The 25,980-nt window shown below is 51.8% G+C and carries 22 protein-coding genes; 10 read left to right on the top strand and 12 right to left on the bottom strand.

All coding sequences use genetic code 11. The features are described from left to right. Positions 1-519: 519 nt before the first annotated feature. Complete coding sequence (locus tag AUC60_RS18185; RefSeq protein ID WP_238599601.1) at positions 520-1,230, top strand: hypothetical protein; 711 nt, start codon at positions 520-522, stop codon at positions 1,228-1,230. Positions 1,231-1,500: 270 nt separating this feature from the next. On the opposite strand, the gene AUC60_RS18180 is transcribed toward AUC60_RS18185, so the two are convergent. Continuing rightward, positions 1,501-2,586, bottom strand: coding sequence for a diguanylate cyclase (locus AUC60_RS18180; protein WP_087270572.1), 1,086 nt, complete (start codon positions 2,584-2,586; stop codon positions 1,501-1,503). A gap of 162 nt (positions 2,587-2,748) precedes the next feature. Next, positions 2,749-3,945, bottom strand: coding sequence for an MFS transporter (locus tag AUC60_RS18175; RefSeq protein ID WP_087270569.1), 1,197 nt, complete (start codon positions 3,943-3,945; stop codon positions 2,749-2,751). A 110-nt stretch (positions 3,946-4,055) separates the two neighbouring features. Between AUC60_RS18175 and AUC60_RS18170 the strand changes: the two genes are divergently transcribed. Then, positions 4,056-4,964 (top strand): LysR family transcriptional regulator, encoded by a 909-nt coding sequence (locus tag AUC60_RS18170; RefSeq protein ID WP_087270566.1) that lies wholly within the window; start codon positions 4,056-4,058, stop codon positions 4,962-4,964. A gap of 185 nt (positions 4,965-5,149) precedes the next feature. On the opposite strand, the gene AUC60_RS18165 is transcribed toward AUC60_RS18170, so the two are convergent. The 3 genes from AUC60_RS18165 to AUC60_RS18155 all read right to left on the bottom strand — a co-directional run bounded on the left by AUC60_RS18165 (position 5,150) and on the right by AUC60_RS18155 (position 7,976). Further along, on the bottom strand, positions 5,150-5,731 hold the full coding sequence (locus AUC60_RS18165) for a DcrB/PsbP domain-containing protein (RefSeq protein ID WP_087270563.1): 582 nt from the start codon (positions 5,729-5,731) through the stop codon (positions 5,150-5,152). 182 nt (positions 5,732-5,913) lie between these two features. Next, entirely contained in the window at positions 5,914-7,269 is a 1,356-nt protein-coding gene (locus tag AUC60_RS18160; RefSeq protein ID WP_087270560.1) for a sensor histidine kinase, read from the bottom strand. Then, complete coding sequence (locus tag AUC60_RS18155; RefSeq protein WP_087270557.1) at positions 7,266-7,976, bottom strand: response regulator; 711 nt, start codon at positions 7,974-7,976, stop codon at positions 7,266-7,268. The genes AUC60_RS18160 and AUC60_RS18155 overlap by 4 nt, the downstream gene beginning before the upstream one ends. A gap of 169 nt (positions 7,977-8,145) precedes the next feature. On the opposite strand from AUC60_RS18155, the gene AUC60_RS18150 reads away from it, so the two are divergent. Both AUC60_RS18150 and AUC60_RS18145 read left to right on the top strand, forming a co-directional pair. After that, positions 8,146-8,934: an MlaA family lipoprotein gene (locus AUC60_RS18150; protein WP_087270554.1), complete on the top strand. Its 789-nt coding sequence runs from the start codon at positions 8,146-8,148 to the stop codon at positions 8,932-8,934. Next, entirely contained in the window at positions 8,924-9,160 is a 237-nt protein-coding gene (locus tag AUC60_RS18145) for a hypothetical protein (protein ID WP_087270551.1), read from the top strand. Before AUC60_RS18150 ends, AUC60_RS18145 begins: the two co-directional genes overlap by 11 nt. 317 nt (positions 9,161-9,477) lie before the next feature. Here the strand turns inward: AUC60_RS18145 and AUC60_RS28600 are convergent, their stop codons facing one another. Beyond that, the gene (locus AUC60_RS28600; RefSeq protein ID WP_405623245.1) at positions 9,478-9,765 is read right to left on the bottom strand and encodes a topoisomerase; all 288 of its coding nucleotides are present in this window, start codon (positions 9,763-9,765) and stop codon (positions 9,478-9,480) included. Between the two features lie 463 nt (positions 9,766-10,228). On the opposite strand from AUC60_RS28600, the gene AUC60_RS18135 reads away from it, so the two are divergent. The 4 genes from AUC60_RS18135 to AUC60_RS18115 all read left to right on the top strand — a co-directional run bounded on the left by AUC60_RS18135 (position 10,229) and on the right by AUC60_RS18115 (position 13,469). After that, positions 10,229-11,416 (top strand): hypothetical protein, encoded by a 1,188-nt coding sequence (locus tag AUC60_RS18135; protein ID WP_238599600.1) that lies wholly within the window; start codon positions 10,229-10,231, stop codon positions 11,414-11,416. Further along, positions 11,413-11,799 carry a hypothetical protein gene (locus AUC60_RS18130; protein ID WP_087270547.1) on the top strand — a complete coding sequence of 129 codons (387 nt, stop codon included), beginning with the start codon at positions 11,413-11,415 and terminating at the stop codon, positions 11,797-11,799. Before AUC60_RS18135 ends, AUC60_RS18130 begins: the two co-directional genes overlap by 4 nt. 610 nt (positions 11,800-12,409) lie before the next feature. Beyond that, entirely contained in the window at positions 12,410-13,042 is a 633-nt protein-coding gene (locus tag AUC60_RS18120; RefSeq protein WP_087270541.1) for a hypothetical protein, read from the top strand. 136 nt (positions 13,043-13,178) lie between these two features. Continuing rightward, positions 13,179-13,469: a hypothetical protein gene (locus AUC60_RS18115; protein WP_087270538.1), complete on the top strand. Its 291-nt coding sequence runs from the start codon at positions 13,179-13,181 to the stop codon at positions 13,467-13,469. A gap of 219 nt (positions 13,470-13,688) precedes the next feature. Here the strand turns inward: AUC60_RS18115 and AUC60_RS18110 are convergent, their stop codons facing one another. After that, the gene (locus tag AUC60_RS18110; RefSeq protein WP_087270778.1) at positions 13,689-14,255 is read right to left on the bottom strand and encodes a BRO-N domain-containing protein; all 567 of its coding nucleotides are present in this window, start codon (positions 14,253-14,255) and stop codon (positions 13,689-13,691) included. A gap of 536 nt (positions 14,256-14,791) precedes the next feature. Here AUC60_RS18110 and AUC60_RS18105 point away from each other — a divergent pair. Together AUC60_RS18105 and AUC60_RS18100 are read left to right on the top strand one after the other, a co-directional pair. Continuing rightward, positions 14,792-15,964: a hypothetical protein gene (locus tag AUC60_RS18105; RefSeq protein WP_087270535.1), complete on the top strand. Its 1,173-nt coding sequence runs from the start codon at positions 14,792-14,794 to the stop codon at positions 15,962-15,964. 3 nt (positions 15,965-15,967) lie between these two features. Further along, positions 15,968-17,092 carry a hypothetical protein gene (locus tag AUC60_RS18100; protein ID WP_087270533.1) on the top strand — a complete coding sequence of 375 codons (1,125 nt, stop codon included), beginning with the start codon at positions 15,968-15,970 and terminating at the stop codon, positions 17,090-17,092. 77 nt (positions 17,093-17,169) lie between these two features. Here the strand turns inward: AUC60_RS18100 and AUC60_RS18095 are convergent, their stop codons facing one another. The 5 genes from AUC60_RS18095 to AUC60_RS18075 form a co-directional block, all read right to left on the bottom strand. Continuing rightward, a complete protein-coding gene (locus tag AUC60_RS18095) occupies positions 17,170-18,978 on the bottom strand; it encodes an AIPR family protein (protein ID WP_087270530.1) in 1,809 nt (602 codons plus the stop codon). Beyond that, positions 18,978-19,991: a PD-(D/E)XK motif protein gene (locus AUC60_RS18090; RefSeq protein ID WP_087270527.1), complete on the bottom strand. Its 1,014-nt coding sequence runs from the start codon at positions 19,989-19,991 to the stop codon at positions 18,978-18,980. The genes AUC60_RS18095 and AUC60_RS18090 overlap by 1 nt, the downstream gene beginning before the upstream one ends. After that, a complete protein-coding gene (locus tag AUC60_RS18085) occupies positions 19,975-22,809 on the bottom strand; it encodes a Z1 domain-containing protein (RefSeq protein ID WP_087270525.1) in 2,835 nt (944 codons plus the stop codon). The genes AUC60_RS18090 and AUC60_RS18085 overlap by 17 nt, the downstream gene beginning before the upstream one ends. Positions 22,810-22,815: 6 nt before the next feature. Then, positions 22,816-24,267 (bottom strand): ATP-binding protein, encoded by a 1,452-nt coding sequence (locus AUC60_RS18080; protein ID WP_087270522.1) that lies wholly within the window; start codon positions 24,265-24,267, stop codon positions 22,816-22,818. Between the two features lie 88 nt (positions 24,268-24,355). Next, the gene (locus AUC60_RS18075; protein ID WP_087270519.1) at positions 24,356-25,957 is read right to left on the bottom strand and encodes a DNA cytosine methyltransferase; all 1,602 of its coding nucleotides are present in this window, start codon (positions 25,955-25,957) and stop codon (positions 24,356-24,358) included. Positions 25,958-25,980 lie beyond the last annotated feature (23 nt).

Below are 25,980 nucleotides of genomic sequence, written 5' to 3'. Positions count from 1 at the left end.
CTTACTTCCCAACTTTGATTGCCGTGTCTGTCAGTTGGTATCTATTTGCTGTGTGGGAAATGTCTTTTTGTATATTGGGATCTAGATATTTGTTCTGTAATTAACTTGCAAATCAATATATTTGTAACGAGTGATTGTAATTGTTATTCCGAATGTTTATCGTTTCTGTCTATACAAGTCATGGTTTTGCCGCCGCTTTGGCCTATTAAGTATTATTTTGTAGGTGTGTCTGAGGTTTATGTAGGAAGTTTCTGTTTGAGTTAATTCGCTGTACTCATTTTCGTTAAAGAGTTGGCCGCTGTTTATAGGTGTGCGTCGTCATGCCCAAGGTTTAGGTATTGATTTGCTGTCGCCGCAAAGAGATGTAGATAGAGAATTCTCCTACGGGTCGATCAGGGAAGAGGAAGTGAGTACCCCCTGTACTCCGTGAAATAGATGGCTGGCAACTGTATCAGCCCTCTGTGGAACAACAATAAAAACTGCACAACACAAACACGTAAACAACAAGGGAGTGATGTCATGAGCGTTTCGCTTAGTCAGGGGCATGATCAGGCGTGGGAGCAACCCATGCATATACCACCGACACAGGTGGGGCAGCGGTTTCAGCGATTGGTTGCCAGGCAGGCAGCGATGTCCAGAGCGCAGTTATGTGATCAGCAGGCAGCTTTGCTAGGGCCGCAAGGTAAGTTTTCGATGTTCTCCCGGCAAGTCACGGCGCAGGGTCGGCAAGCACCAGGGCTGACCGGGACGAAGGAGTTCGAAGATTTCGACCGCCAGCAACAGGTTGAAAAGGCCGCTGATTTTGTCCTTGGCTTGCACCAGCGCCGGACGCTGGGCGACAACCCTTTTCATGACCTTTCGCGCCAAGAGCTGTGTTGCATGGTGTTCGATGAACTGGCGGCGTGCACTCTGGCGGAGCGTTTCGCTGCATGGCAAGCGCTGCGTCATCGCGACAGCCTGTACTTCATCAGTCTTATCGCTACCACCCGGCATACTGTCGAGCGGCGCCTGGTCTTCACTGGATTACTGGAACACTTCGATGCGCTGTTACCCATAGAGCAAAGTATCTACCCCCTTGGCTATCGCCGGGCTCAGCAAAATCACCTGGATCGGGAGGAGGCGCTGTATGGCAGGCTCGAACTGCCAAAAACAGTGAGTGAACTGCTTGAAGAGCATACCCCCGACTGGATATTGAAAAACTTTTGCATGAGCAAGGCCGCCGTTGATTGATCGGGGTTGAACACTATTTATATGTGAGAGGCGCTTAGTTCGAACGTATAAAGAGAACTGCTTCTGAAGACAGTTGCGAAAATATCAGTGCTCCTGAACTCATGTTCAGGAGCAGTTCTTTATGGAAATGCTCATGCAGTAGCACTTGTTTATATCCATGATTCACGCAGGGATGTGTCAGTGAAAATGATCATTTACACCACAACAATGGAATTCTTTTAAATTTCCAGACCCCAGATGAGTACGTCGTTCTGCGAACTGCTGTTCAGGTCACGACGCTGAGGTTTCGATCCCCAGTCGTGGGTAATCCGTCGCCGTAGGGGCTGCTGAGCAGACCCGGTTACGGCCTGTGGTTTTGGCGATATACAGCGCTTTGTCAGCTTCGTTGAGCCACATGGCAGCGTCGGCGAGGTGCGGGCCGAATGTCGAGATACCGATGCTCAAGCTCAATCGCAAGTGGGGTAATTGCGGGTCGTGCAGGGCGTGGACGTCCCGGCGCAGTTGCTCAAGGATTTCCCAGGCCAGGGTTGCGCTGGTATTGGGCAGGATGACGCAGAACTCGTCGCCGCCGTAGCGTCCTGCCAGATCCGAGTCGCGCAGGTTGGCCAGCAATGCCGTGCTCAAGCGCTTGAGCACGCTATCACCAACAATATGGCCCTGCGTGTCGTTAATAGCTTTGAAGTGATCAATATCGATCAACGCAATGGACGTCTGTCGCGACAGCGCCACACTTTTGTTGAACTCAAGCTGCAGCAGGTCCTTCCAGGAACCGTGATTGATCAGGCCAGTGAGGCTGTCGGTACGGCTCAACTTACCCAGAATGTGCTTATGCTCGCTGAGCTTCACCGCCACCCGATAACTCATGTAGCCCACGAACATCGGGTAGAACACCAGCACCGGCAAACAGGCGTAGATTTGTGTGGGAGTGCTGAAGGAGACAAAGGGTTGGCGAAACAGATACCAGGAAATCGCAGCGCCGATCATTTGCGCAATCAAACCCCGCAGGAACAGCCGTTTTCCCCCGGCAGCCAGGTTATGCATGGCCATCATCGCCAGCACAGTCACGGTCGGTAATGGATTGAAACCCATCGCCCCGGCCCAGAAACCACCCGCCAGAGAGTCAACGAGGATGTTCCGTTGCTCTGCGTTAAACGGTTGGCGAGCGCTCGTTGCCAGCCACAGGGCGATAGGCGGCCAGATAATCGAGTTGCATAGCATTACTGCCCACACCCAGGCAGGGGGATGCAATGGGTACATGGTCGCCGCGACACTGAAAAAACCAATGCCTACGCCAACGCTGCGTACCCAATATATGCGTTTGGCAAAGGACCTTCCCCTGCCGTCGTGGTTTCTCATGGCGCTCTACCGAACTTCGATCTGAAGGCCTGGCAGCCTTAGGTCAGAACGAAATATCGGATTCTCGCTCTCCCGCACGGGGTATGGGAAGAGCCTTTGGCCATTATTGGACAATAACGTCACAAATTGTCGCAGTCTGTGATGGTTAGCGTACTTTCCCTGCTATTTAGCCTTCATCTGGATGGCTATCACCGCTGTCGCGATGGCTAGCAAGGCGACAAACGCAGCCACATATCCAACGTCAGACAGGCTCAAATGCTCAATCGTCAGCCCGCCAATCACAGAACCCAGACCAATCCCGGCGTTGGCTGCTGAGACGTTAAGCGTGCCAGCCAGTGCTTGAGCGTGAGGTGCGGTTTTCATCACCCGGATCTGGCAGATAGGGAACAGCGCGGTATGGGCGATGCCCCACACCAACAACACGGCGCACAACAGTGGGATCGAACCGGCAGCCGGTACCGTGGCCGTCATGCCTATTGCTAGCAACAGAGCGAAAACAATCGTCGAACCCAGTGGGCTGCGATCCACATAACGACCGCCCAGGCCATTACCAATCAGGCCCACTGCGCCGAAGCCCATCAACCACCAGCCGACCTGTGCCGGGGCTATCAAAGCGATGCGTTCCAGCGTGTCGGCTAGATACGTGTAGGCTGTGAACATGGCCGTGAACACCAGAATCGACAGCAGCAGATTGACGATGAACTGCGGGTCGCTGAGGATTTTCGCCTGCTTGGCCAGGCCGACTTTTGCAGTTTTCTCGATTGAAGGCATGGACATCCACAACAGCAACGCCATCAACAACGACATGACGGTCAGTGCCCAAAAGGCCCCGCGCCAGCCCACTGCGTCGGCGAACAGCGTACCCAGTGGAATGCCAAACAGCATTGCTGCGGAAATACCCAGATAAACCCGCGCTACCGCTTTACCGGCCTGGCTTGGCCCTGCCATCAAGCTTGCGGTTTCACTGGCTGTGCCCCAGAACACTGGCAACGCCAATGCCGGAATGAAGCGGGCGAATGCCAGTAGCCACACATTGGTGGAGACAGCCGCCAAAGCGTTGGATGCGGCGAAGATCAACAGAATCGCCACAAACGTCTTCTTGCGATCAAGGTGCGAAAGCATTGCTGTCAACGGCGGGCCGAATAGCATCACCGTGAAGGCGAACAAGGTGACCAGCAAACCCGCGTCAGAGATAGAAATCCCCAGATCACGGGCCATGCCCGGCAGCATGCCGATGATCAGGAATTCGGTGGTGACGATTACAAAACCGGCCAGCGCCAGCATGGCAATCGCCAAATTAGCGCCAGTGGCGCGTGCGCCGCTGGCAGAACCAGCAGCGGTAGTGTCTACAGAAGGCATTGGGATAACTCGAATTGAAATAATGGCACTAGCCTATTCGAGAAATCACTTCTTATCTTTGGTGGTTTTTCCGTGCACTATGGAATTAATTTCACCAGTCGACACCACTCATGATCTCTGCCGACCGCCTTAAAGGTATATCCACGTTTGTTGCCGTGGCCAATGCGGGAAGTTTTACCGCAGCCGCCGAACGTCTGAGCCTGACCAACTCTGCGGTCAGTAAAAGCATTGCCCGGCTGGAAGGGCGGCTCGGCATGCGCCTGTTCGAACGCACTACCCGCAGCTTGGCCCTGACGGAAGAGGGCACGGCTTACTACGCCGTCTGCACCCGCATTCTGGATGAGCTGGCTGACGCCGAAACTGCGTTGGCCGCACAGCGCACGGAGCCTGCCGGACATCTGCGCGTAGACCTGCCGGCATCGTTCGGTCGCATCCATGTGCTGCCATTGCTTCTGGAATTTGCCGAGCGGCACCCCAAGCTACGCCCGCACGTTTCCTTTACCGATCGTTTTGTGGACTTGATCGAAGAGGGCATCGATCTGGCAGTGCGCATCGGCGGCTCGTCGGCGTGGCCATCGACCCTCGGCCATCGTTACCTGGGCACCGAGCGCGTGATTTTTTGCGCCGCCCCGGTTTATTTGCATCGTCACGGCACGCCACAAACCTTTGATGATCTGGCTGATCACGCCTGCATTCTGTACGGCAAAGACAAAGGCGGCACCAGCCCATGGGTGATCGTCGACGCCACCGGGCAAACCCAATTGCGCATGGTCGATGGCCGCATCGTCGTCGGCAATGGCGAGGCTCAGGTGGCCGCCGTCGTGGCGGGCAGCGGTGTTGCGCAGCTGGCAACCTGGCTGATCAAAGACCAGCTCCAGCGCGGCGAATTGGTAGAAATCCTTCCACACCTTGCTACTCAGGGCCTCGATCTGCATCTGGCCTGGCCCCGCAATCGGGAGTCACTGCCCAAGGTGCATCAGTTGGTGGAATTGCTGTCGGCGACGTTGCGGATGGATTGAGCGGGACAGCAAATGACGTCTTTAAAAAACTACCTGATTTGGAATGCTTTTCTGTAGGACCCCACGAACACCGCGAGACAGCGATGGCGTCCTGTCTGATACACCGCTATCGCGGCCTCGCGGTGCTCGTGCGCTCCTACAAATCTGTGTTTGCACTTCACTGTGCTTTGGCACTGCGCATTCCTTTACCTATTTCCCGCCGTAATCCCTTTCAGCAACTCGCCATGCGCCTTGGCGTCTTTCTCCAGGGAAATCACGTTGACCATCGCCATGCGCTTGCCTGAAGCGGCGGTCACGGTGCTGCTCAACACTTTGCCGCCGTCGACGCTGCCGGAAATATCCAATTGTCGAAGGCCCAAACCTCGACGGACCATTTTCTTCACGTCGCCCAACTGCCTGAAGTCCTGGTAGCTGGCTTTCTGCTGTTCGATGGTCGCGGCAATGACGCCGCTCAGCGTGGCGTTATCGTTGCTCGACACCGTTTCGCGGGACTCCAGCGGCGTTTCGGTGATGATCACCACGCGCTTGGCGGCTTTGTTCATGTACAGCGAACCGGTTACCCCGGCAGCTTTGGCTTTCTCGTCTATCTCCGGCATCGGGCTGTTCACGTATTCCTTGGGCAGGCGGAACACCCATTGCCCCTCCAGCAGCGACACCTTCTGTTGGCTTGGCGCTTTTTGCTGAGGCGCAGCAGCCAGATTTGTACCTTGCAGACCCATCGCCAATGCAGCGGCCAACAGCAGAGTCTTACAGCTAAAAAACCGCATCGGATGTCCTCGAAGAGAGCGCCGGAGTGATCGCGGCGGGAGATGCTGGCATCCTGCCCTAAGGGAAGATTGATGTCGAATTTCACTACGTACCCGTAGGACTGGCTTAAGCCGGGAGGGCGTCATTGCGGAGGAAGGCAATGCGATGAATGCACCGGCCTACTCGCGGCTATGCGATCACCTCAATCCACCGGCAACGCCATCCTCACTTCCAGCCCGCCGCTGCGCCGGTTACGCAAGGTCAGCGATCCACCATGCTCAAGCACCGTTGCCCGTGCTGCGGATAAACCCAACCCCACGCCGCCGGTGTTCTTGTTGCGCGAACCTTCGATACGAAAGAACGGCGCGAAGACCTGCTCGTGCAGCTCCGGAGCAATTCCCGGCCCGCGATCCTGCACCAGAATCTCGACCCACCCTGCGCGAGCATTGAGGTGCACACTGGCCTCATGACCGTACTTCACGGCGTTATCGATCAAATTAACCAGCGCTCGCTTGATGCCAATCGGACGCCCCACATACACAAAACGACTGGTCCCCACGAACTGCACGTCGATTCCCGCATCCTTGAAATCATCCACCACCGTGAGCAGCAGCTCCGCCAGATCAAACGCCGTGGCCGGTTCCAGCCGCGCATCATCGCGGAAGAACTCCAGCGCGGAATTGACCATTGTCTGCATTTCATCCACGTCCCGGAACAGCTTGGTTTGCTGCTCTGCATCCTCGATGAACTCCCCACGCAAGCGCATGCGGGTCAGCGGCGCGCGCAGGTCGTGGGAGATGGCGGCAAGCATCTGGGTGCGATCGTTGAGGAAGTGCTGGATCTGCGCCTGCATCGCGTTGAAGGCCAGGATCGCCTGACGGATTTCATGGGGTCCGATCACCGGAATCGGCGGCGCTCGAAAATCTTTGCCAAAACGCCTGGCCCCTTCGGCAAAACGTTCTAGAGGCGTGGCCAAGTGTCGAGTTGCAATCAGCGCCACCACGATGGTCGACAACAGCACCAGAACGAGCACGACCAGGTTGCGCATAAACGGATCGAGGCCCCATTTGCGTGTGGCCACGGATAACTGCACCCAAGAGCCGTCGCCCAACTGGATCACTAAGGCATACGGTCGCCCGACCTGATCCGGGCCCCAGTCCCTGGGCTCATAGGCCTCGATAATGGCATCAGGCATTTCCAGCAACTCACGTAAAAACTGCTGGCCGTCCTCAAAGCCAGGGTCGGTGGTGTTCGGCAAATTTGCATCTTCGCGACGGGGTAACCACTGCACGGCGAACACCTTGTCGCTGGCCGCGGCGGCAATGCTCTCACGCTGATTCAGGGGCACGGCGTTGATAATTCGCGTGATGGTCGCCGCCTTTTCCATCAGGCCGGTTTCCAGAATAGGCGGGCGGGCCCAGACGCCTGCCAACAGCGTAAAGGCGCCATTCAAAGCCAGCGACGTCAGCATCGCCAGCATGGTCGTCAAAGCGATCCAGCGTGCGACCGTGTCATGAGGGCGATTCCATCTGGTGCGCAGGGCCGATAAAAAACTCATCGCTTCACCACAGACGGGCTGAACAGATAACCACCGTTACGGATCGTGCGAATCATCGGCTCACTGTGAATATCAGCCTCCAATTTGCGCCGCAGTCTGCTGACCTGAACATCCACACTGCGATCAAACGCGTCGTAGGACTCGCCTCGCGCCAGGTCCAGTAACTGCTGACGGGTGAGAATGCGTCGCGGGTGTTCGGCAAACACCAGCAGCAATTCGAACTCCCCGGTGGAGAGCGGAATCATCACCTTCTCCGGCGAGCGCAACTCGCGGCGGGTGACATCCAGCTGCCAGTTGGCAAACTCCAGGATCGAGCGCGAAGAGTCATTGGACACCGTTGCCGCTTCCCCCACACGCCTGAGCACAGCACGCACCCGCGCCAACAACTCCCGGGCGTCGAACGGCTTGGTCAGGTAATCGTCGGCACCCAACTCCAGGCCGATAACCCTGTCGCTCAGTTCGCCCATGGCCGTCAGCATGATCACTGCGATCTTGTGTTTGGCCCGCAATTGCTGACAGAGCACCAGACCGCTTTCGCCGGGTAGCATCACGTCGAGGATGATCAAGTCCGGCAAGCGCCGCTCGATCGCCCGCCACAGCGAAGGGCCATCGGTAGCGACTTCGACGCTGTAGCCATGCTGTTCAAGGAATTTCTGCAAAAGGGCGAGGACTTCAACGTCGTCGTCGACCAGTAGTAAATGGCTCACAGTGGGCTCGCTGCCGGAGTGGATTCGCAGTGCCTATCTAAAATCATTCCTGGCGCTACGTCATATATTTCAACTCGGTAATAAAGCGACCGGCAGGCAATAAAACAGAAATCTTCAGGCAAAAAACCGCAGGCAGGATCAACGCCAGTCCTAGCCGAGATCACCTTGCATGCCCACTCTCAAAAGCGCTCCGCCTGTCGCACGTTTCACCTTCGCTGGTTTCCTCGTCGTGCTGGTCAGCGGCTGCGCAAGTGCGCCGTCCACACCGGCTGGCCCTTGCGACAACGTCAGCTACACCCTTCATGACCCCGCAGAACCGGTCAACCGTGGCATCTTCGCTTTTAACCGCACCGTCGACGATTACGCCATCGCTCCGGTCGCCCGTGGCTATCGCCATCTGCCGGACTTCTTCCAGACCGGCGTGCATAACTTCGTTGCCAACTTCGGCGAACCGAAGGTGTTCATCAACGACCTGCTGCAAGGTAACGGCGAGCGCTCAATCGTCACTTTCGGGCGTTTTGTGATCAACACCACCGTGGGGATCGTCGGTTTGATCGACGTCTCCGGCAAGATGGGCATCGAGCGCCACAAGTCCGACTTTGGTCAGACCTTCGGCGTGTGGAACATCGCCAATGGGCCAATCGTCGAACTGCCACTGCTCGGCACCGGCAACCTGCGGGACGCAACCGGCAAAGTGCTGAGTTTCGTGGTTGACCCGCTGGGCAGCAACAGCGACACCGTGCAGACCCTTGGCACTATCAATACCGTCGGCGGCATTGTCGACGGCCGCGCTGAAGCTTTGCCGTTCACTGACCAACTGCGCAAACAACCGGATTACTACATAGCCCTGCGTGACACCGTGGCCCAGAAACGCGCCAACTTCGTGGTTGAAGGCAAGTCAGGCAAGGTCGTCCCAAGCGATTCAACCTGTCCTGGAGGTGAGACCGATGACGAGTAGAACCGAAGCCCTGGTCCTGCACCGCAGAACCCGAAACCCCAATCCCGCGTCACTGCACAGCCGCGAGATTGAACTGCGCGTTGCCGAGGATGGCCGCCATGTATTACTGAGCCGCTACGTCGAATTGTTCAGCCACGATGACGCGGCGTGGTGCACCGTGCGTCATCATCGCGTGCCGCTGGCGAGCATGATTCGCTGGATGATCAGTCATGGGGTTGAGGGGTAGGGCTGCGGACTTCGATGCCCAACGGGTAACTGACACAATCTTCCTGACACTACACAAAGGGACCTGTGGGAGCGAATTTCATTTCAACTCAGGCAATTGAGGATTTGTTGATCAGTCTGTTATCTGCCATGACATATTGCCGGGTCAGCAACCGAGCGGGATTTGCCAGCCTATGACTTTGTGTCCCCAGTGGTGACACTATTTAAGTGGACCATTTGTGTCAGCGCTGCTGACACAAATAACGCTCCCGTTTCAGCACAGCAAAAGTCTCAGCACTGCCGAGACTTTTGCTTCAGCGCATCCATCCAAAACGAAGATCACTTAACCTTCATCGGCGCAAAGATCGCCCTAATCCCTCGGCACTTCGGATAATCCCCACACCCCCAGAAATTACCCCCGGCGTTGGCTCCAGTGCGGGCGACCTTCAGCACCATTACTTTCTTGCAATGCGGGCACGCCGGCGCTTTTGGCTCCGCTGTTGTTTTAGGTACTGCCTTCGGTTTGACCTTCCTGACCTTAGGCGTAACAGGCTCAGTAGCTGGCGCGCTGGACACGTCAGCTTTATCCGACTGCAACTCAACCACACCCTCACGCTTGCCCCGCAACCAGGCAGAAGCACGAGCAATCAACGTGTTGAGTCGAGAGAGTTTCACAGCATTAAACCTGAAGAGACAGAAGCGGGCAGGGCGCAGACTTTACCAAATCCCGAAGAACGAGCCCACGCATTGTGTTGCTGCGATTGCGCTCAGCAGTCAGCATTGAAGCCTGTGGGAGCTGAGCTTGCTCGCGATAAGGCTGGACGCGATTCACGTTAGATCGCATGGACCTTATCGCGGGCAAGCCTCCCACTGGTCCTGCGCAATCCAAAATATTGTCGCGATATCGTGGAACTGGCTTTAGCCGGGAAAAGGTCCATCCAGTCACCCGAACCATCATTCCATCACCTTCAAATCCCACAAACATTTTCGACAATAGAAGTAGGACCTTTCTGATTCGTTCCAACCCCAACCTCCGCCGCCTGCGGCCTTGTTAGGCTCCGTTTCTTTGCCCCCGCGAGGAGCCGTCGCCATGTCTGATAGACCCAGGACCAACCCCAATAACATGGAGGTTGAAAAGCGCTATGGATTTGGCCAGCGGTCTCCCGAGATTGATCACAATCCACCCATCCTCGACGCACCTCAATATCCCTCGTCTCACAACTACAGCTTCGAAAATCCGCAGCCGCGCACCCTCATTGCTGCCGAAACAGCACCCGCCGCCGAACCCGGTTTTTATATCGTCCCGCAAAGCGTATCGGCCTACGACTTCTACCACGGCCTGTTCGACAACATGCCCGTCAGCGCATTGATCAAGTTCAGTGCCCTTAACCCCAACCTTGAGGACATCGTCAAAGCGGGCACCCTGATCGTCCTCAGCGACCCCAACAGCACCTCATGCACCTACGCTGAATCACAGCTCATGCAGGCCGCCCATCAAGTCAAAGCCGCACTGGCTCCATTGAGCCCTGACGAAGCTGACTTCATGTACCGCCATGCGGCGGAAATTGTCAGCTTCACCGGCCAGACTTCCACCTGGCTTGGTGTCAGCGCTGCCGTGATGGAAAAACACTTGGCCCAAATGGCCAACACCTTGAAAGCCATTGAAGAACTGCACCAAAACAGCTTCCTTAAACACGGCCACCTCAACTCCCCGGAATTCTTCGCCCAACGCAAAGAGCTACTTAACCAACTCGACGCCCACCTCCTGAAATCTACTCGCCTGCGCAGCCTCACCACCATGAGTGATCATCACAGCCTGAAGAAAGCGCTCGGTATTTCTAGCCGCAGCCTCGTCCACCACTGGAAAGAAGCTGGCGGACCCAAAAGCATTCACGGCTACTCAACGCACGTCGAATCTGTAAGCAAAGCCGCCAAATATATGAAAGCAGGTGGCTACATCGGCATAGGCATCGGCGGCGTTTCAGGTGTGCTGGCGATCCGGGAAGTGTGCAGAGGCAAAGACGCCGAGGCGTGCAGGAAGATCAATTTTACGGAAGGGGGGAAGTTTGTTGGGTCGACGGCTGGTGGTATAGCAGGTGGTTTAGCGGCATCTCGACTTGCAGGCCCTGTTTGCGCCGCGTTAACCATTTCTGGAGGATTACCCGGCGTGGCCTGTGTTGTTGTGGTCGTTGGTACCGGGTCATGGTTAGGCACGACTGGTGGCAGTATCGGGGGAGAATCCCTAGGTGAGACTTTGTACGAGGGGATGTCGCCATGATCAGGGCGGATGCTTGGATCATCTGGTTGAAAGTCGCCTTTCTTAGTGGACCAATTCTGCTAACTGTAGCCATTTTGATACTTAACCTATACGTCGCCAACCGTCACTTGGGCGCTCTAGTGGAAGCCTTGAGCAACTGTCGGTACGTCGCAGCGCGGGCGGGTTTGTGTAATCAGGGTTGGTTCGAACGCATCTTCCTGCTTTCCCTGATTGGGGGCATGGTGCAATGGCCGGGTCCAGGGCTGCGGTCAGGTGAAATGGACCCCGATGACCTCAAAAACCTCCCCGCTCACTTGCGCAAACATTTAAAGGTTCTAAGCGTTTTAACTTGGCTGATCGTGGTTTGGATGGTGCTGATCTACGCACTGACAACGCTGCGCTGACCGTATGAATACCCTTACTGCAAATCACAGCTTTGATGCGTCTAAGGATGATTACCCGCAATGGCTGGCATTCTTGGACATCGACCTCTGCTCGCCTTGGGTTGCTTTCGTTTTCGTCTTCATGCTTTTTTTGCTCATGATCTCAAGCTGGTTGCTTGCCCAGTACATCGGTATCCGCCACTTCAGATTTCTGCCTGGACGAGCCTGATCGGATTTGGTTGGCTAGTTATTGCAGGCGTCATTCTCGAGCTCAGATGACCCTGTAGGAGTGAGCTTGCTCGCGATTCGATCTGTGAAAATATTACCTGTGCTGACGCTATCGCGAGCAATGTGGATCGCCAGCCCTACACCACAAAGCCTACTGCCACGTAGGACTCTTCTCTTTTTCTCCCTCAACGACCAGTCCTGTCCGTCGCCTTGCTAAGGTCCATTCCTGCGTCAAACGAACTGGCGCTGAGAACCTGAACATCTCAGCCCGTACCAACCACCTCTGAAACCCTTACGCCATAAGGTCCGTGAGCAAAGACATCAAGTCCGGTGGTTTTCGATCGTCCTTCTAGTTAGTTTCAACCTCGCACTAGCACATCCCTGAAATCCCACGAGGCACGTTATGTCCGACGACAACGACAAAGAGAATGGCAACAACATCAACATTGGCTCTATCGGTAACGCCAATCACATCAATATTGCCCAGAGCCAATCCACCCTGCGTAGGCCCATCGAGTTCGAAGTTGTAGCCAGCAGCGTGCAACGGCTGAGCCGCGCCAGCGTCAACAAAGGCGCCTGGTATTTCGCAGGCTCCATACCGGCGTTTGCGCTGTCCGTCATGTCCATCTTTGCCGATGCGGTGGGTATCTTTTCCTACTTCAATCTCGGCTGGAAAATCCTCGCCTGGGCCATCGCCATCGTCGGCATGTTCGGCCTCGTGTTCTACAAATCCAAGGGCAAGATAGCCCTGCAAACCATTCCAGAAGGGCAGGCGCGTTTCATTGATGGTCGCTGGGTCGAGCGCGACGAAGCTGGTGATTACTTGCTCTATCGCAAAACCGCGGCTTGCAACCATCAGGGCTGCAAAGGAACCGTGCGCATCGAAACGCCGCCGCCTCGTGAACAACACAACCACGACTACATTGGCGTGTGTGACGTTGGTGGCAAACAACACACCTACCGCGTGGACTTCAACGGCATCGGCGAGCGCCAGCACTTCAACTGGGACCCCATCGACCCACCGAAGCCGCAATAAAAAGCCCAAACCCAAGCGCAGATTTGTCTCACCACGGGTGAGACAAATCTCTCAACCCTAAAATAAGTTTAGTGGCGTAATGATGGCATGATACAAAGCAGGTCGGACAAGTCGTCCCGTCAGCTAAGGATTAGCCATGAAAAAGATAGGAATCAGCTTTGCCGCCGTATTGGCAGTGCTCTGCACATTTTCGGTCTCCGCCAAGGACACCAAAACCCCCGATTCAGCCATCGTCCAGCTGTTAATCGACGACTCAATCGCCGCCTATTCCGGCAACTGCCCGTGCCCCTACAACGCCATGCGCAACGGCAGAAGCTGCGGCAAACGTAGCGCCTACAGCAAGCCGGGCGGATACGCGCCACTCTGCTACAAAGAAGATGTCACCAAAGCCATGGTGCAGGAATACCGCCAGCGCATGAAAGGCTAGAAAACCGCAATCCTGTGGGAGCCGAGCTTGCTTGCGACGATGCCTAACCAAAAACACCGCCGCCAACAGCCTCGGTGTCCATGGCACCGCGCCGCCTCGCAATAAACAAAGAACCTGTAGGAGCGGGCTTGCCCGCGATAGCAACCGCCTAATCACCACTAAACCCAGCAACAAACCCAAGCCAGACCTATCACACCAGACCCAACACAAAATCACCCATCAACCGAACCCAACCCCACGCCAAACCGCCCGCCACCACGACAACCGCCCCTTACCCCGCACCGAACCCTCCGGCACCTGCCCATGCGGCAACAACCTTGGCATATCCCGCAACCTGATCCACGGCTCACTGCGCCAATTCAACAGACACACCGACAACTCCGGCCATTGCAGCAGACTCAAACTCGGCGCGTTGTCATTGAGCGGAACACCATCACGCACACAAGGCACCACCTCATTAGTGATCCAGCGCCGCAAACTGCGCTTCTCGGCATGGCAGTGATACACCATCATCTCGTAGATACCCGACTCACTTACCATCAACTCCTCCTCAGCCCCGTAATGAGCGCCGAGCAACACCATACGACGCTGATCATCATCCAGTTTGCGCGTCGTGCGCTCATTCAAAGGCCAACTCATCAACCGACTGAAATCCCGGGCGCAGAACCAGACCTGGGATTCCAGCAGGACCGTGCGCAGTGGGCGGTGATGGCGGTGGAAGGTGGTGGGGATTAGGGCTTCGGGGGTGGGTTGCTTGGGAGGTAGTTGGGAATCGAGGTTTGGCATTAATGATCTCTGCATTTGTAGCCTTCTTACGCTGAAGGTGTCGGGAGTTAAGAAACCCCAAAGCAGAAAAGGCCGGACGTATTTCCCTTGCGGGTCTTGTATTGGTCCACTCCCGACATAACAGAGATTTTAGGACGCGCAGCCGGAGGCCGCAGGTACAAAAAGCCGCATTTTATCGGGTGCGGTCTGGCCGCCGCTTTTGAGGTTCTGGTGCGTTTCTTAGGCGCGGTGCAAGGGTAGGGGGCATGGGGCAGGCGGGCAAGGAGCAAGGTTGTAGGGCATTTCTGAAAATTTTCAGCGCTGATCGCAGTAGCGCTTTACCCATACTGGCCATCTGGCTATGGTGTAGGAATCTTCTTACAAGGATGTTCAGATGATTTCGCCTATCCTTATAGGCTTCAGCTTCCAAGTTGGCCATATTCAGCTAAAGTCTCCAATCACTTGCCTTACGCTATGATAAAGCGTTTCGCTGAATACAGCTCCATGCGATGAAATCTAAAATTCGACGTTGATAAATAGCGCAGAAGGAAATCAGAATGACATTCAAACTGCTTGGAAAAACTACTGATTTAAAAAGTGGCGCGCACGTAATTTATTGTCAGGCATCTCCCGATAAATACTTGGATATAGTTGGTGAGCGTTTTGGCGAGTTTTCAATTCAACGTAAAAGGGAGACGCATAGGGCTTACAAAAGGTTAAAAACAGACATAATTGCAGGATCGCTCCTGCCATCTATAACTCTATCTGTTCGGCATCATCTTGTTAAGGATATTGCCAGTCATTTTCACGATAATTCAAAGTTAGAGGAGTTATTGTCTGGTAATGATGTTGTAGACATTCTTGATGGGCTGCAGCGAACGTTTATTTTATCCGATATTAAGTCTGAAGGAGTAGGGTTTAAGGAAAATCAAGAGCTTCTTTTGGAGTTTTGGCTAGAGCCTGAAATGAGCAAGCTGATTTACAGGATGATCGTTCTTAATTCCGGGCAAAAAGCAATGTCTATGAGGCATCAGGTCGAGCTTTTGTTTTTATCTCTCAAAGAAACCATTGTAGAGAAAGTACCTGGGATTGAAATTATTTCTGAAAAAGATGCTAAAAGAAGAACTCAAGCCAACAAGTATTCTCTGAGCAACATAGCGTCATCCTATCATGCATTTATAACTGCGCAACATGAAACGGAGAAGGAGAATTTAGTAGCTCAGCGTTTGATTGACGAGGACGCGTTTGACTCAACTGAGCAAGAGTTAACAGAGCAGTTTGAAGATTATTTAACATATCTAAGAATATTTTGTAAATTGGATGAATTGTGCTGGATTCGATATTCACAATTAGACCTCGATTCTATTTTTGAAGGCGAGGATGATAGTGAATCTATTTTTAAGCGAAGGTCTTATGAAGAAGCCTTTACTTGGTTAGGTTCTGAGAACGTGATGCTCGCTTTTTTTGGTGCTACTGCCCAATACTTAAACAGTGGTAAGCGTGATCGGATTAACAGCGCACTTGCATCCTTAATTAAAGACGCAGAAAACAACGATGTAGTCGATCCCTTGGGTATTGTTAGTTTTAATAGGGTTAAATCTGGGTTGAACGCTAGAAAAACTAACGTAGGTTTTGCTACTCGCAAGCTGATCGCTACAGGCTTTAAAGAGTTTTTCCGAGAGGATGGAGATGTGAAGCTAAATAAGTGCTGGCCATCTGCTGCGGAGTGAAATATGGAGCTTAAAGGGATTTCTAAAAACATAACAGATATTCAGAAAATGTATAATGATGCCGGTGGAGTATTTAATGTCGAGTGGGTTGATGAAAAGTTAGTAGTTAATGGTTATGTAGCCTTGCCAGTCTTTGAACTCGATTGCTCCGTATCCACTGATGACGATATAGATATTGTGAATGACTGCGGTAAGCTTTTAGGTGTGCTCTGTCCTGTTGGTTTGTTAGGTGCCTCCAGTCCAATCAAGGAGTTGGGCATAAATCGGCTCAATGTCTTAATTCACGATATGGACGACGAGCAATTCGGTCTCCAAAAATCGCATAGCTTCAAAAGTCATTACCTGTTGGTAAACAAGGAGTTCGTGAGTCAATATATGGTTGACTTCTATGATACGGCTCCGATTTGGGGCGGATTTAGCCATAAGCGAAAACGGGCTAGTTATACGCGATCTATTTTGAAAATAGAGTTGCCGTCTAAGATTTTTGTGCCCACCACAAGGCATGAAGCTGACCTAGAAAAAGCGATTTCATCGTCAAACGGATTTGACAGGTTTCTAAAATATTATCATCAGCTTGAATTGCTTTTTGATGTTGTATTTGTTTCAAAGATTCGAAGTCTCTCTCGTGAGTCTATCGAGGGATTTGGTTCTGTAATAAAAGAATATCAAAAAAATGAGTTGGATTCTTTGAAAAGAGTTTTCAAGGATTACGTGATAGATATTTCTGAGTTGTTGTCGATCATGGGTAACTGCTCACCCTATACAGATGTCATGGAGGAAATTTTTCAAGACCACACTAAAGAGGGTAATCCAGCTGTGGTGAACAAAGTCTCAAGGTGGGCAGATCTGGTGGTGTTTTTACAGGGTGTAGATCACTCCGCAGCTGAAGCTAAATCATTAAAATTAATCAGCCATGCTACAGATGATATGTTGAGAAAGTTTATCTTGGAATTGTCTGCTTATTGGATCTACCGCGTGCGGTGTTCTGTGGCACACAATAGGATTGGTGAGTTTATTTTTAGCGATTCGCATGAGGAATTTGTAGTTGAGGTAGGGGAGGCTATGATTAAAGAAGTTTTAAAGCAGCTATTTACAAACAGCGCGTTGGAAGCAATATTGAAAAGTTAAAGTGGCGAAAGTAAAGTGATTTATAGAAAATCAAATGGCAGCGGAGCGCACATTGTGCGCTAGCCGATTTTCAATAGCTATGAAACTTCAGGGATGTTTGTGACTATTTCCGAATAGCTAAAAACTTTCATTTGTGACCAGCACTCCGATTTCTTCGCCCACTCAGAAATCATTTTACCGTTAGCGCCGATGTGTAATGCTTTGTTTATCTCATGCGATAGAGATATTATCTGTTTCTGTAATTGTAGCGAGATAGATTGCTCCCGCCAGATGGTTTGGAAATTAAGTTTTTCGCCTAGTTTTAGTGAGAGTATTGAAATTGTGTAGATTGTAATGTTGCCTTGGAATGCTGGGAATAGCGGTCTGATTATTTTTTGCGCTGTTTTGAATAGAATTGATTTCGCAATCATTTCTTTGAACTGATTTTGATCGGGGATAACGTTGTTTCCTGAAATCTCTTGCTCACTTAAATCGTCCATAAATGCTTGGAAGTTTTTTTGACTTCCTAAGCTAACTATGTAAGGCTTTTGATCCCAAGTAAGTAGAAACTTTGCAAGATCTGGTTTGGTTATTTTGCGGTAGGTCGGGATTTCCTGCTGCAGTTTTTTCTTTTGGACAGGTGTGGTTGCTTCTTTTTCAAGCATTACCTTGTAGCTTCCAGCGGAGCGCTCATAAAACCAACGTCCAACTCCATCCGGGCAATATGTTCGCAGTGAGAGCTTTTCAAGTTCGCGATGAAATGGCTTGTTGGCCGAGAGGTCAGACTGCTTCACAACATTCTGGCTATTAGCGTAGCGAGAGATGTTTGAAATTAACTCCTCGTCATCTTCTTGCCCGTTCCGAAGTACAATTATTTTTGCCGGCACCCGGACACGACTCAGATCTATCTCGGGATTCTTTTTCTTCGCGAAATAGATTGACGCCGTTGTTTGACCGCCATTAACGATTTGCATACCCTGAAGCCAGAGAATGCCAGTTGAACCATCGGTAGCGCGATCTAACTTGGCAGCATCGGCTACGACGACAATTCCATTATTGTAGGCCATAAACCGATCAGGGTTGTTCCTCAGGCTGTCGCGGATCCCTTTGTTAACGCCTTTGCTGTTCACCCCTAAAAAGGAACGTACGTTTGCTTCAAGAATGCGAGGACCATATTTTTCATAAAGGAAACGCAATGCTTCACCGGGAACTGCCGTAAGGGCGTAGTCGTATTCATCTTCTCCAACACCTGGCACCCACACACTTTGTAGTGCAGTGCCACAGAGTTCTTCGAAGTTTACTACGAGTTCATCTCGAGGGCGCCCCTGCTGCCAGTGGTTGAAGAGTCTTTGAATATCCATAACTTCAAGACGAACTTGTTTGTTCTCTATATCTTGAGGTACGTAGTTTCTTGTTTTGACTTGGCCGTCCGTTATTACGAAAATACGGATACTGTCTAAAGTTTTAAAAATGCGCTCTACTTCCATTACAAGCGGGTAAACTTCATTGGTTCTGTCAATTGCCTTAGACAGCTTTCCTGTCGCACAGAATTTTAGAAAGTGAAGCCCTTGTTTTGCTGCTCGACTGATCTCTGCATCTGGGATGCTTTCAAGGTTTTCCAATCCCTTGTAAAGGCTCACGAAAAGATCAAGGCCGTCAGGATTTCCTTGTTCGTCCGTAGTATCCGATACAGAATAACCGCTGATTTTAACCTTGTAAGCCCCGACCATCGCGCCATAGTGGCAGACGATAGGTTCAAAAGATATTCCTTCCTCCGCCATATGCGTCATTACATGTTCTGTAAATATCGCTTCTGCGGGCACAGGTGCCTCACCGGGTGCAGTATCTTTCAGTACTTCTTCCCGAATAGATGCCTGCGTTTCTCGCAGAAAGTCCACAAGTTCCATCAAATCGCTCCAAGTTGCTCAAGCACGGCTGTAAGAGTATGGTCGTCGGACGATATTAATGCTATGTCAAGTTCGTACTGCGCTTGGCGGATTGCTGTATGTACGGTAGTTCGTATAAGCCTAGGGAAATTGCCGTCTACTTGATGCAATCGTATCTCGGTGAGGGAGAAATTCCGGATGTAGGTATTTGCGTGCATATCAATGTATCCAACTTTATGGAGCGCCTGCTCAAAAAGTCCAGTTGCTGAGAAATCTGCCATGATAATACCGCGCAACTCCTCAACGAGTGCGGGTAGCGTCATACCATGCTCATTAATCGTGAGCCGGAGTGCAGCTATAAATAATGGCGGGGATTGGGCATCATCCAATTGCTCCAAGGAAGCAATTCTGACTGGGAAGCCTTGCGTTGCCATTGTGGATTTGACTTCGATTGCACCGGTGCCTAATTCGAAGTCATGAAGTCCGTCAAGCGGGCCTTTCCATCCATTGACCGCAGAAAAAAATGGCAATCCTTCGTCAAACAGATTCCTTAGAAAAAGTAGCTCTCCTACGAGTCCCTGTTCTGCCTCGAGAGTGAGGCCAGCGCGTCCTCTTCTCATAAACTCTTGCCAACCGCGAACTCTTCCGAGAAGTGTTTGATAGGCAGCATGCTCAGAGCTTTCAATAGCTGCGCTCAATCGACTGCACACATCCACTACGACTGCAGCAAATAGCTCAAGGCTTCCTGCTGGTTGGCGAATGATGGCAAGCCACTGATGCTCGCCTAGGGTTTCGCCAAGGTTCACCCGTTCGATACGGAATCCTTGTCCTTGAGGCAACTGTGAAGTGGGCGCTATCTTTGTTTCTGAAAAGCCAATTAGAACAGTCTCTTCATTTCCAGGAGCGTGTCTAGCAGCCTTAACCTTTATGGTATTTTTTTGGAAGAGGTCAATAGTTCTCCATCCCGGTGAAGAAGCATCACCGGAAAGGGCCCTCCACGTGCTCAGCAAATCTGTACTACTCAGCGCCGCCATATTGCTGCTCCCAAAGTAGGTTCGTAACGACATACGGCACTGACTTGCCCGCCTTGCTGGAAGGGAAGCTGATCGCAAAGGCAACGATAGGTCTTTCGACGTCTGAAACTTCAGACTCTGAAGGGTCCAGAAGGGACAGCAGTAGAAGCCCTTTTTCAGGATGAGCTATAACGTTATCTCCTCCTAGGCCTCGGATCCTCCTGATCCACGGACCACTTGGTACATCCGGCAGATTTTGACCTCTTGAACGGCCGGGATCAGGTTTCCAATTTTTTTGAGTTAATTCAAGGGCGGCGTTCCACGATTGCTCATCAAGGTCTAGAGCTTCATCCTTAGGAGAAAGGAGACGACCGATCGAGTACTTATCATCAGCATCAGGAGACTTATTTTTCCGTTTCGTTCTTTTTACTTGAGCGCCGGATACGTCCTCCGTGCGTTCAGAAACTCCCCCGCCGACTACCGCAACCGTCCACGTGGTAAGCTCGTTGGAGCGAGTCATCTCCTCAATAAAGTCCGCAAGAAGATCGCTTCTCACTTTTCGGGAGTCTGGATGCGTTTTATATCCTCTCAGAAAGTCAATTATATGTGGCGCCTCGACTTCAGTCCAACTTACACCGCTCCAGTTATCCAGTCGACCATTGCGGCTCTGTGATGGGATTGGAGACGATGTACCCATGGCTGCTACAAGGGATGTAAATGCTTCAAGGTTTTGGTCGATCTTGGTCTTGTTTTTGAAGAAGCTAACGGTTTCTACAATATCTCCACTGAAAGAAAGGTACAGAGTCTTGGCTGTCCGCATCTTCAGTGGAGAAGTAACCAACAGGACTGGGTGTGACACAACTTTTAAACCGTAGTCGCGAGGCGTAAGCCCGCTGTCCATCATGAAGTCGAATTCGGCTCTAAGCTCTTCCGCAGCGTCGGCAATATGCTCAAACCACTCAACCAAATCCGGAGTCGTGTAGAGTCGACACAAGTCCAGATAGCCAGGTCGATAGCCAAACCAGCGTCCCATCTGCATCAGAGTGTCATACATTTTGGAGGCTCGAAGAAAATAGCTGACGCATAGGCCTTCAAGGGTCAAGCCTCGAGCTAGCTTGTCGCCGCCTATTGCAATAACTTTTAGCCCGGTAGCGCTATCGGCGTAGTCTAATGCATCCTTCGCTGTACCATTGATCATGCGTACATCAATCTGATCTAGGACGTCCGGTAATGCGTGCTCTATCTTAAGCCAGTCGATAACCATTCCATCAGACTGTTCAGAAAACTGCTCCTCTAAGCTGTCACTGGTCGCAAGGAAGTCTCTGTCCCAGAGGTTACGCAATTCGCTGAGAATTTCGGCATGATCGATCCTTCTTCTAAGTCTTTGTCTCAGCTGCATGACATAGTTTCGGACTTCCCCATGTACATGCTGCTGAACCAAGTTGAAACGTGTGACATGTACAAGCATAGATGTATGCTCTGCTCCCTGTCCTCGCAACTGGCGAATTACACAAGCCAATATAAATGCTTGAATAGCTTCAACTAACGAAGGAGGCATATCATCCGAGGGTACATAGCTGCTTTTATGACCGACAGGCATCCAACCGCTTTTCCCATCTTTTGAACAGTGATCCGAGACAGGCCTCACCAGATCTAGTGCGCCGACACGGCCATTTTCCCCTGCCAGCCCAAAAACCCTCGATGGCCCTACATAGCTGGACGGTGCTGAAAGATTTGTAATAAAAGCCGCTGGGAAAAGGTCAGGACCTTCTTTGGTCGTTTCACCTTGTTCATGAATATAAATATTCGCAAACGGAGTAGCAGTGTAGCCTACATAAGCCTTTCTCGAGAATGAGTGCAATATCTGGCGGATAAGGCTGTTTATTGCAGTTGGCGCATGTTCGAGATCAGGCTGCCCTTTATCGTCTATAACCTTTTCGCCTGTATCGACAGAGGCATGGTCTGCTTCGTCATCAATTATCAGTAATGGTAGGTGCGTGACTAATGGGCGGCCAGTCTCCGGGTCTGTAGTTTCTGCCACATGCTTATGAATCCACTTCAATAATCGCTGCAATACCGTTTTGTTTTTCTTGACCACAAATAGCCAAGGTTTTTGTTCTGGTGAGACGCCAAGATTTTTTACGAATTTTGTGTTGAAGTCGCCTGTTTCTGTCCTATTGGTTACATACTGCGGACGTAATGCAGGTGAGGGGTCGATTTTCCCCACTCCAATTGATACGTTACCTTCCCCTTCAATGGGGCTAGTCTGGTAACCGAGAAAACCTTCATCCAATCGCATTTGCGTCTGAGAGCGCAGGTTGTTGTGGAGGCCAGCCAGCACAATAATGATCTTGTATCCGGCATCAGCTGCTTTGCAAATGAGGCCAGTGTAGTTTCCGGTCTTACCCGACTGGACGTGACCGACTACCATGCCCCTACGGTCCCATGAGCCTTCGCGTTTAGGGTCCTCTAGCATGGAAAGGATGTTGTCAGTAGTCTCGTCAAGTGCTTCCACAGCACTCCACGGTAGTTTTTGCTCTTGCCATTCCCGGTAGCGGCGCCAATATCGCCATTCCTTCTTCGCCTCGCTCGTGAGCCAAGGAATATGTCCAGCCATATCTACAAGAGATGATTCTTTACCGACCCATATACTAAATCGTCTAATGAGCTCGTCAGTGACTGCGTCACGATCTAGACCCTCACCCTTGTTGGGCATTATTTTCAGCACCATATCGATTTTTTGCGAAATGAGTGCAGGGGTGATGGCTGACTTGTCCTGTTCGTCCACCAGCATTTCCTGGACGATCTTGACCACGCTCCATTTGTTGTCATCGGACATTTGTCACTACTCCTTGAAGTTGTCAGGCAGGGCATCTACCAACGAAGGGAACGCATGGAACGGCTCTGTCATTCGAAGTTGTTGCCTAGCTGAAGAGGCCGAATACCCCTTCTTCTCGATCATGCTGCGGTACATGATCATCAGAATCTCATTAACCTCAGCAGCCTGGGTTTTTTCAAAACCGGTGCGGGGGGTATCTTTATTTTCTGCTGTGTCTATCCATATCCGCTGGACCGGCACTGTTTCTTCAATTACTCGAAGCATTGCTTTGATTTGCGGTAGCAACACTCCAGCGTCATCCAGAATATTTCTCACTGCTGGGTGGTCTGTGTCTATCCTATATCTTATGCCGCTAGCAAGCCGCTCGACTTTCCAAGCTTCGGCCACCTGTTTGTTACCTAGCATCACTGGCCTGCCTCTGTGAGCAAATGCTCGTCGTGCACGCGTGCGTGTTGCCTCAGCTAGACGGGTTAGCCAATCTCTTAGGTATACCGGAGGTCTAGCGGTAGACTTCCGAATATCTATTTTCCAGTCCGTATCCGTGTCGTTGGGTATATCTAGACGAATTCTTGCAAGTCGGTGTGCTTCGTCCTTTGTCCATGACCTACCTGTTCCTAAACCAAGCCAACTACCAGCAACGAGTAATCGCTCGTTGCGGTACACGTAGAATCCTTGTTGTGCCGTCCAGCCTTCCGGGCCGCTTAGATCTTCAAAATCCTCTGTGGACAGCATGTCCTTATGCGGTAGGACATGGCATTCGGCTTCAATATTTTTAATCGTAGGGTGCTTAAATACCGGAGGGTTGTAGGGTTTTCCGGGATGGTCCGCCATAAACGGGTCCCATGGTCTAACTGGTCGGTCATTTAGCAGGATTTTCAGACGAGGCCGGTTGCCTTCAAGGTATCGATGGAAGACCATTCCTAGATGCTGTTCGACCTTATCGGATAGATTCAAAAAATCTTGAACTGTGCTCCCAGGGGTAATAATCCGATCCATGGTTTCCCACAAGACTAAAGTGCCTTGGCCTGATTTGGAAAGCTGCTCTAAATATCCTTCCGACTTTGGATGGGGACCTTCCAAAAGGTGCCATCCACCATCAGAGCTATTTGCTAGATAATCCAGATCCCAGCGCAAGGACTGCATGCCGTCGGTGCCGATTGTTGCCACTGTGAGCCTACGGCACTGTGAAAAAGATGCGGTCTTCAATCCGAGTCCGAAGCGTCCAAGATCAGACTTGGATCTCTCTTCCAGCGGGTTACGCTCACCCAAACGCATTGCCAAATCGAGGCCGGCCGCCGACATTCCAACTCCATTATCCAAGCAGGTAATTCTTCCAATGGAGTCTGCCCAGACGAACTCGATTCTGACTTCTGAGGCGCCCGCTGCAATACTGTTATCAATAATGTCGGCCAAGGCCGTCTGAGTGTTGTAGCCGAGCCCGCGCAATGCTTCAACCATTGCGCTAGCCTTGGGTGGAGCATTTCGACTTTTGAATATGGCTGACAAAGTGACGCTCCCTGTCGAGTGTGCATTGGTGAGATCGGCTTTATTTAGCCTTTCTTCCACTTCTAAGTATTCCAGCGACGATATCTGCGATCTGCCTCGCTAAGAGGGGAGGGACCGCATTGCCGACCTGATGAAACTGCTGTGTTCGGTTACCTAAGAAGAAGTAATTATCTGGAAACGTTTGCAGGCGCGCCGCCTCTCGGACTGTCAAACTTCGGCATTGCCTGGGGTCGTAGTGAATAAAGTAGTGACCATCCTTCGCGATATGACTAGTAATCGTTGTTGACGGGATACCTGCCCTTTGTACGCGAAAACGGTCGCTGAATTTTCCAGTTGTCCAATTTTTGTGGTCTGGGGCTAAACCAGGAAGATCAAAATCATGATGCCCTTTGGGTGAGTTTTTGTATGTGTCGGCAAAAGCCGCAGCGTATACGTACCTACGGAGGTCGGAACTCATATGGCCCCTAGCTTCATGATTGAGCCAGTACTTGAGCTTTGGGTCGAGTAACCAGCTGTCGAGATGGGTTCGAGTCACGCCATTTGAGGAGCGTTTTTTCAGGACCCGCAATCCTCCGGAGTTCATATCACCGCTGTCGTAGCTGCTGGCCAAAATACCTAGCTTGGTCGCTAAACTAAGCCTCTCGGGCTCATTCTCAACTTGAAGAAGGCACTCCCTGCTTAAATCTTTCAAATGCTCACGTATAACCTGCGCCCACGAATCTGGTGAGTCCTTCATTTTAGTCAGCGTGCTTCGAAGTGGAGGCAGACACCCTATGACTTGGTCTATTGATGGCCCTGAGGCGGTGGAAAGCTTATGGTTTCCAATAGCATCTAAATATTCTTCGGACACACCTAGCAGTATCACCCGGTGCCGGGCTTGGGGAACTCCGTATGCCTCTGCTCGAATAATGTAGTTGCTCGGGGTGATGCTGTCTGGCGGAGCCCCACTTTCATACACATCGTCGGCTACGAGAGAGCAAATCCGGTATTTGGGGCCAGTGCTGCTCTCTCCCAAGGCTGCATCCGGGTCCGCAAGATCTCGCAGAATTTGAGGGAACATCTGTTCCCCACCAACCTGTGATGAAAGAATCCCTTTCACGTTCTCCATTACGAACACTGCAGGCCGCTTTTTTTGGATGATCCGTAGGTATTCCCTATATAGGAAGTGACGATGGTCATTTTCTGCCAAGTAGTCTACTTTCCCTCGATTCCTAGCTCGCCCTACGATCGAATAGGCTTGGCACGGCGGGCCGCCAATCAGCACCCAAGGTTTGGTTTCATCCAGACGGTTTGCTAGTATTTTGTCGAGCCGGATATTTCCTTCCTCAGTACCAAGCTCCAGCAGTTGCGCTTCGCTATCGGCATGCTTCCAAGCTTCTAGGCTTCTAGGTGTGTATGGCTCTGCCACAGTTGCCGTTTCACAGAAGTTGTAATAGTCCTCCAAGGCTTCTGCCTGTTCATTTTTTAGCAATCTATAAAAGGCCCGGAGTCTCAGCGTTGAGCGCGCGGAAGCCTCCATCTCGGCAGATACCTTGATATCGAAGGTCGTACCGTGATCGTCCGAGTGAGAAGAGAATCCCTCTCCAAGTCCACCAGGGCCCGCAAAGAGATCTACAACTTGGATAGAATTGCTACGACTCATGAAACCACGCTGTTTTGAGGAAA

The sequence above is a fragment of the Pseudomonas caspiana genome (assembly GCF_002158995.1).
Taxonomy (GTDB): domain Bacteria; phylum Pseudomonadota; class Gammaproteobacteria; order Pseudomonadales; family Pseudomonadaceae; genus Aquipseudomonas; species Aquipseudomonas caspiana.
This window is presented reverse-complemented; position numbering and strand designations above follow the sequence as displayed.

Excerpts from the sequence above, each read along its gene's own strand:
- AUC60_RS18185 (WP_238599601.1), top strand. The coding sequence starts at position 520 with ATGAGCGTTTCGCTTAGTCAGGGGCATGATCAGGCGTGGGAGCAACCC.
- AUC60_RS18180 (WP_087270572.1), bottom strand. The coding sequence starts at position 2,586 with ATGAGAAACCACGACGGCAGGGGAAGGTCCTTTGCCAAACGCATATAT.
- AUC60_RS18175 (WP_087270569.1), bottom strand. The coding sequence starts at position 3,945 with ATGCCTTCTGTAGACACTACCGCTGCTGGTTCTGCCAGCGGCGCACGC.
- AUC60_RS18170 (WP_087270566.1), top strand. The coding sequence starts at position 4,056 with ATGATCTCTGCCGACCGCCTTAAAGGTATATCCACGTTTGTTGCCGTG.
- AUC60_RS18165 (WP_087270563.1), bottom strand. The coding sequence starts at position 5,731 with ATGCGGTTTTTTAGCTGTAAGACTCTGCTGTTGGCCGCTGCATTGGCG.
- AUC60_RS18160 (WP_087270560.1), bottom strand. The coding sequence starts at position 7,269 with ATGAGTTTTTTATCGGCCCTGCGCACCAGATGGAATCGCCCTCATGAC.
- AUC60_RS18150 (WP_087270554.1), top strand. The coding sequence starts at position 8,146 with ATGCCCACTCTCAAAAGCGCTCCGCCTGTCGCACGTTTCACCTTCGCT.
- AUC60_RS18145 (WP_087270551.1), top strand. The coding sequence starts at position 8,924 with ATGACGAGTAGAACCGAAGCCCTGGTCCTGCACCGCAGAACCCGAAAC.
- AUC60_RS18135 (WP_238599600.1), top strand. The coding sequence starts at position 10,229 with ATGTCTGATAGACCCAGGACCAACCCCAATAACATGGAGGTTGAAAAG.
- AUC60_RS18130 (WP_087270547.1), top strand. The coding sequence starts at position 11,413 with ATGATCAGGGCGGATGCTTGGATCATCTGGTTGAAAGTCGCCTTTCTT.
- AUC60_RS18120 (WP_087270541.1), top strand. The coding sequence starts at position 12,410 with ATGTCCGACGACAACGACAAAGAGAATGGCAACAACATCAACATTGGC.
- AUC60_RS18115 (WP_087270538.1), top strand. The coding sequence starts at position 13,179 with ATGAAAAAGATAGGAATCAGCTTTGCCGCCGTATTGGCAGTGCTCTGC.
- AUC60_RS18110 (WP_087270778.1), bottom strand. The coding sequence starts at position 14,255 with ATGCCAAACCTCGATTCCCAACTACCTCCCAAGCAACCCACCCCCGAA.
- AUC60_RS18105 (WP_087270535.1), top strand. The coding sequence starts at position 14,792 with ATGACATTCAAACTGCTTGGAAAAACTACTGATTTAAAAAGTGGCGCG.
- AUC60_RS18100 (WP_087270533.1), top strand. The coding sequence starts at position 15,968 with ATGGAGCTTAAAGGGATTTCTAAAAACATAACAGATATTCAGAAAATG.
- AUC60_RS18095 (WP_087270530.1), bottom strand. The coding sequence starts at position 18,978 with ATGGAACTTGTGGACTTTCTGCGAGAAACGCAGGCATCTATTCGGGAA.
- AUC60_RS18090 (WP_087270527.1), bottom strand. The coding sequence starts at position 19,991 with ATGGCGGCGCTGAGTAGTACAGATTTGCTGAGCACGTGGAGGGCCCTT.
- AUC60_RS18085 (WP_087270525.1), bottom strand. The coding sequence starts at position 22,809 with ATGTCCGATGACAACAAATGGAGCGTGGTCAAGATCGTCCAGGAAATG.
- AUC60_RS18080 (WP_087270522.1), bottom strand. The coding sequence starts at position 24,267 with ATGGTTGAAGCATTGCGCGGGCTCGGCTACAACACTCAGACGGCCTTG.
- AUC60_RS18075 (WP_087270519.1), bottom strand. The coding sequence starts at position 25,957 with ATGAGTCGTAGCAATTCTATCCAAGTTGTAGATCTCTTTGCGGGCCCT.